4 protein-coding genes are annotated in these 2,647 nt (G+C 50.5%); all 4 read right to left on the bottom strand.

What is annotated here, in order from left to right; translation table 11 throughout:
- Nucleotides 1-286: 286 nt before the first annotated feature.
- Nucleotides 287-1,054: a carbon dioxide-concentrating mechanism protein gene (locus tag RMO84_RS08960; protein ID WP_310488134.1), complete on the bottom strand. Its 768-nt coding sequence runs from the start codon at nucleotides 1,052-1,054 to the stop codon at nucleotides 287-289.
- A gap of 195 nt (nucleotides 1,055-1,249) precedes the next feature.
- Nucleotides 1,250-1,597, bottom strand: a complete 348-nt coding sequence (locus tag RMO84_RS08955) for a carbon dioxide-concentrating mechanism protein CcmK (RefSeq protein ID WP_396135808.1) — start codon at nucleotides 1,595-1,597, stop codon at nucleotides 1,250-1,252.
- Nucleotides 1,598-1,768: 171 nt separating this feature from the next.
- The gene (locus RMO84_RS08950; RefSeq protein WP_310488132.1) at nucleotides 1,769-2,095 is read right to left on the bottom strand and encodes a carbon dioxide-concentrating mechanism protein CcmK; all 327 of its coding nucleotides are present in this window, start codon (nucleotides 2,093-2,095) and stop codon (nucleotides 1,769-1,771) included.
- Between the two features lie 86 nt (nucleotides 2,096-2,181).
- Nucleotides 2,182-2,647: hypothetical protein (locus tag RMO84_RS08945; RefSeq protein WP_310488131.1), on the bottom strand; the 466-nt coding region annotated here is incomplete at its 5' end.

The raw sequence follows: 2,647 nt of genomic DNA, 5'->3' as shown, positions 1-2,647 counted from the left end.
GAGGCAAAGGAGCCGACGATCGTGTGCTTTTCAGCAATTAGCTCTGAATTTAACATCCTAAACTTATTAAAAATACATTATTTGTATTAAAGTGTATCACATTCTGGGCGACTAGAAGCCCGATTGCATCGAGCAAGTTCGAGCTAATGGTCGGAACACAATTTATTGTTGAACGGTACCCGCAAACCCACGCGCCAATCTGCGAGTCGATCGAGTAGAATCTAGGGCATTGCTGGGTCTATGTATGATTCATTAAATAGGCGATCGCGGTTAACTAGCGGCGCGGCTATAATAGATCGATCGAGCGTCGTTCCGCCGCTTCTAACTCGGCAGGTGATTTTGCTATTTCGACTTCTACGACTTCTACTTCGACCGGCGGCGCATTGACAACTTGGGGGAGACGCAGCGGCAGTGCCAAGGGCTGTTCGGGGATGACCAAAGCGGTTTCGAGCCAGTAACTAGCCGTGGGAATCGTCCGTTCCAAATCTTCCAACGGTCGGGGAATCACCATGATCGATCGCAATTCGCCAATCTGCTCGGCGGCGGACATGCCCACATCGAGGGCGATCGTTACATTCGAGACGGTACCGCGAATAATTGCCGTACAAAAACCAGAGCCAGTTTTCTCATACCCAGACACATAGACATCGGCGGTTTTGAGCATGGCATCCATCGCGCCGACCATCGGCGGGAAGCCTCGCGTCTCCAGTAAGCCGATCGCCAGATTACTCAGCTTGCTTTTGCCGACAATTTGTGCTAGTAGGCGATCGCTAATTGGCAAAACGGCATCGAGATTGGGAAAAGGTCGCGAAATCACCGATTGGTAGATCAATTCATCCATCTGCTCGGCGACTTCCGCACCAGCGGCGACCGCTAATTTGACATCGGGGAACCGACCGCGAATCACCGCCGTACAATAGCCGCCACCAATTTTTTCATAACCGACGAGCGTTACAGCCGCAGATTTAATCATCATGTCTGCCGTTCCGACCATCGCCGGAAAGCTACGTGTAGATATTAATCCGATGGCACTTTCAGCATGAATATTGGACATAGCTGGCGGCGAAGGTTCCTGGAATAGTCGTCGATAGTCGGTCGTCGATCGCTCGGCGGGCACTGGCTGCGTTATACAAGCGTAGCTAGTGCCCACTGTCGAGGTGTTAGACAATTGATGAAGCGATCGCCATATTCATCCATCACTAATGATGTCGAACGAGTCGATTTACGACAGTAGAGACTACACTAATAGTTAGTTGACCCTACCTTCCATGTGAGCGCGAAATTCTGCGACTTCTTCAGTATAACCAATTGGTAAAATTCGCTCAACGTTGGGGTGTGGGCGAGGAATAATTACCCAAGATTCCAATGTCCCACCGTACACTTTTTCAACGACATCGATACCGGCGGCCATGGCCTGTTTGACTTCGGAGACATCGCCGCGAATATTAACCGTAAATCGCGCGCTACCCGCTCTAAGATAGCCGACTAGAGTCACTCGACCAGCCTTGAGCATGGCATCAGCAGCGGCTAAGACAGCGGGGAAACCCTTAGTTTCGATCGATCCGACTGCCTGTTGAGAACTCATAGAATCAGCCATTAAAAATATACTCCTTAAAATAATAAATTTTGATTGTGGAGCTGCTTCAGTAGAGCGGCAGCCACAAGTAATAGCATCAGCAAACGAATCTAAACGATCCTGACGATGATGGGGTCGGCGCAGCTCGAAAAACCTCACTCCCCAGTCACAGCGATCGACGATCGACTAACCTTACACCCAGAAATCGCTCGATGCTGAGGTATAGTGAATCGGTAAGACACTATCGACATTTTCGGGCGGATTGGGGATAATGTAGTGACTGACGAGGGCACCGCGCTTAGTCTCTTCCACCGCCTTGACGCCAGCCGCGACAGCTTGCTCTACGGCAGAAACGACGCCACGCACCGCGACGATAAACTCGGCGCGTTCGGCCAAGCCGTAGTAGACCAAAGTGACATTGCCAGCTTTGACCATCGCATCAGCAGCAGCCAAGACTGGCGGAAAGCCATCGGTTTGGATCGTGCCAACTGCTTGACGCGAGCTGCGATCTGTAGTCATGCAAACTCCTCCTAAAATCAACTAATCGCCGTATTGCTCAAGTATCGGTGACGATCGATAACGGCGATCTTCGTCAGTCTTGAAATTTAATCCAACCAACCGATGTCGGTATTAGCGCGGCGGCGGGCGGTTTCTTCGCGCGATTCGGTCGGACGCGCGGTAATCGAAGCATTCGATCGGCTGGTGTCTTTTTTGACGATTGCGGTAGTTTTGCCTTTGGCTGGTGCTTGACCTTGTTCTGCCAATTTGACGATCGTCTCTTTAGCTTCTTTCAATTCTTTTTGCGCCGAATTAGCTTTGGATTGCAGGTCTTCAATTTGCTGCTTGAGTTTGGCTTCGCTCTCTTGGGCTGTCTTTAGCTTGGCTAAAGTAGCGGCGTCGTCACGATCGGTGGGTGCGTTCATAGTAGTGGTGGGTGTAGTTGGGCTGGGATCTTTACTATTGTTCCGTTCGGGAATGACCAGGGGTTGCTGCATTTCTTGTCGCAAGACATCGGCTGCTGACGATCGTTTTTTTCTCACACTCATATTTAGCTCCAATCTTTCCAGATTT

It is taken from the genome of Chamaesiphon sp. VAR_69_metabat_338, assembly GCF_031423935.1.
GTDB lineage: Bacteria > Cyanobacteriota > Cyanobacteriia > Cyanobacteriales > Chamaesiphonaceae > Chamaesiphon.
This window is presented reverse-complemented; position numbering and strand designations above follow the sequence as displayed.